General features: G+C 68.6%; 2 protein-coding genes. Both read right to left on the bottom strand.

Annotated features, from left to right (window positions below):
• Positions 1 to 1,531, bottom strand: a 1,531-nt coding sequence (locus ABZ749_RS33690) for an adenylyl cyclase (RefSeq protein WP_357235094.1), incomplete at its 3' end; no start/stop codon positions are given.
• Between the two features lie 511 nt (positions 1,532 to 2,042).
• Complete coding sequence (locus ABZ749_RS33685; RefSeq protein WP_357235091.1) at positions 2,043 to 2,315, bottom strand: GlsB/YeaQ/YmgE family stress response membrane protein; 273 nt, start codon at positions 2,313 to 2,315, stop codon at positions 2,043 to 2,045.
• Positions 2,316 to 2,544: the final 229 nt, after the last annotated feature.

The following is a 2,544-nucleotide window of genomic DNA, read 5'->3' as shown; positions in this document are numbered from 1 at the left end:
GTCGGCCGCCAGTGGGTGGAGGCGTTGAACAGGTGAGTACGCCCTCCGGTGGCAGCTCGTTCTGGTAGAGGATCGTGGTGCCGTGCTCGCCGTTCCAGACCGTGTTGTAGCGCTGGAAGTGCTCGACGAAGAGGCCCGTCGCTGTCACGTGGTCGCCGTTGATGACGGCCCCGTAGCGGCCGGTGTTCGTACGCCAGCGGTCGGTGTCACCGTTGACGCCCTCGGTGAAGCCCTCGACGCCGTGATCACCACGCCACACCCAGGTGTGGTCGATGAGCACGTTGTCGCTGTTGACCTCCAGCGCGGTGTTCGTCCGCCCGATGTGCGGGCCGCCGACCCGGAAGTACACGTCGGAGAGCGTGGTCGGGTTGTGCGGGCTGCTCGCGTTGCGGCCGTGCTCACGTCCGACCCGCAGCAGGACCGGCGACTCGACGAGGCCGGCGTCGATCGTGACACCGGCGACGATCACCCCGGGAACACCGGCCACGTCCAGCGGGATCGCGCCGTCCACGGCGGTCAGCGTGGCGTGCCCGATCCCCAGCACCACGGTGTTCGGACGCCGAACCTCGATGCTGCGCGCGATGTCGTACGTGCCGGGCGTGAGCAGCAGGTGCTTGCCGCGCGCCAGCTGGCTGTTGATGACACGTACCGAGTCCGACGGCTTGGCGATGTAGAAGTCGCCGATCCCGATGGTGCGCCCCGGCGTGATGCCGTCAGCCCAGGAGACGCCCCGGCTGTCGCGCTGCGCGGCGGGCACCCGCACCTGGTAGCGACCCTTGCCGTCGACGAAGAGGTAGGGCTTCTCCCGGCTCAGCGGGGTGGTCTCCAGGGTGGTGTACGGCGGGTCGGGGAAGGTGGCGTCGTCCGGCGCGCCCTCGACCCCCGCGAACACCTGGTTCCACACCGCGTTGGACCAGCTGCCGACCTCACTGTTGCGGGTCAGCCACTGTTGCTGTGAACCGTTCGTCGTGGCCGGCAGCCGGGAGTCGGCGATGAACCCGCCGCTGGCGTACTGCGGGCCGGCGGTGCAGTAGTCCATCAGCGACAGACCGCCGCCGCCGATGTTCAGGCGGCGCATCGACACCGCCTGGGAGACCGCCCAGAAGTTCGCCGACGACCGGCAGTCGTCCTGGCCGGCAGCGTTGATGGTGAGCGAGAGGTTGGACAGGGTGCGCCAGAAGTTGACCAGCGCGAGGCAGTTGCCGGTGCCGCCGTCGGCGAGGCAGCGGTTGTAGACCTCCAGCTTGCCGTTGACGGTGACGTCGGTGGGCGAGGCGCCCAGGCCGGACACCTCGGTGTAGTAGCCGACCTTGGCCTGCAACGGCTGCGCGGCCGTGCCGTACGTGCCGGGCTTGAACAGGTAGGCGTGCCGCTCGGTGCCCATCTCGTTGTCGACCTGCCGGGCGTGCGCCGCGTCGAGGGTCTGCTGGATCTCGCCGACCGGCATGGACGGGTCGAAGATCGTCACGTTCGGACCGAAGTCGGGTGCGCCGTGCGTCGGGCGGCCGGCGCTGGCCACCGTGCTGGTCATCGTGGTGGCGGTGGTCAACACCAGGGCGAGCAGGAGGGTACGACCGGATCTCCGGCGTACGCGTCGGGACAGGGTTGTCACGTGGTTCGTCCTCTCCGCTGGCCGGCGTACTTCCGGCGCAGCTGGGGGCGGTGAGAGCGCTCTCTGAGCCCTGCGGCCGAGGGTGGGGTCGCACCGAAGGGTTGACATGTTTCTACCCCCTGAGCCGGCCGCGCGCCATGACCACGGACAGGCGAACTTCGTCATGCGGTGATGCGAGCCGCCTCGTTGTCAGCCAGGCAGCACCGACGCAAGCATGCCCGGGGGGCCTCGTGGTGGCGGCCGGTGCTGAGCGGCGCAGCTCCGTTCCCCTGAGACGTGCATCAGGCCGGGGCGCATTCATCAGCGCACGGCAGACGGGTCGCCGAACGGCCGGCCCATTCGAACGGTGACGCAGCGCCGGCCCACCCTCCTGTGGAGGGCGGGCCGGCGCGATGGTGCGATGTCGCGAGCGGCGCGACGGTGCGAGAGGTCAGCGCACCCGACGGCGGCCGTGGGTACCGGCGACGATCGCCACGCCGACAGCGGCGAAAGCGACCTGCAGGATCAGCTCGATCCAGTCGATTCCGCTGGTCTCGTCAACGCCGAGGGCACCGGCGACGAGTGTGCCGAGGATCGCCGCGACCACACCGATGAGCAGTGTCAGCCAGATGGGGATGTTCTGCTTGCCTGGTACGACCAGCCGGCCCAGCGCGCCGATGACCAGGCCGATGATGATGGCGGCGAAAAAGCCGGAGATTTCCACGGAAAGCCGTCCTTCAAGAGAGAGATGTAGTCGACGCCTTAATTGCCCCAAGCAACCAACCGCAAAACATCCCCACCCCAGCCCACGCACCCCATCCCACGCGATCTTGCACTTTGTGCTGCCGTAATGCGGCTTACGCCACCTGTGTCACCGCAGAAAGTGCAAGATCGCGCGATAGTGGGTCTCCCGGACGGCGGCAACTCCTCCGTCGATGATGGAGTTGTGGTGG

The organism is Micromonospora sp. NPDC047753 (assembly GCF_040642735.1).
Classification (GTDB): Bacteria; Actinomycetota; Actinomycetes; order Mycobacteriales; family Micromonosporaceae; genus Micromonospora.
The sequence above is the reverse complement of the archived record's forward strand: the minus strand, read 5'-3'. Positions and strand labels throughout refer to the sequence as shown.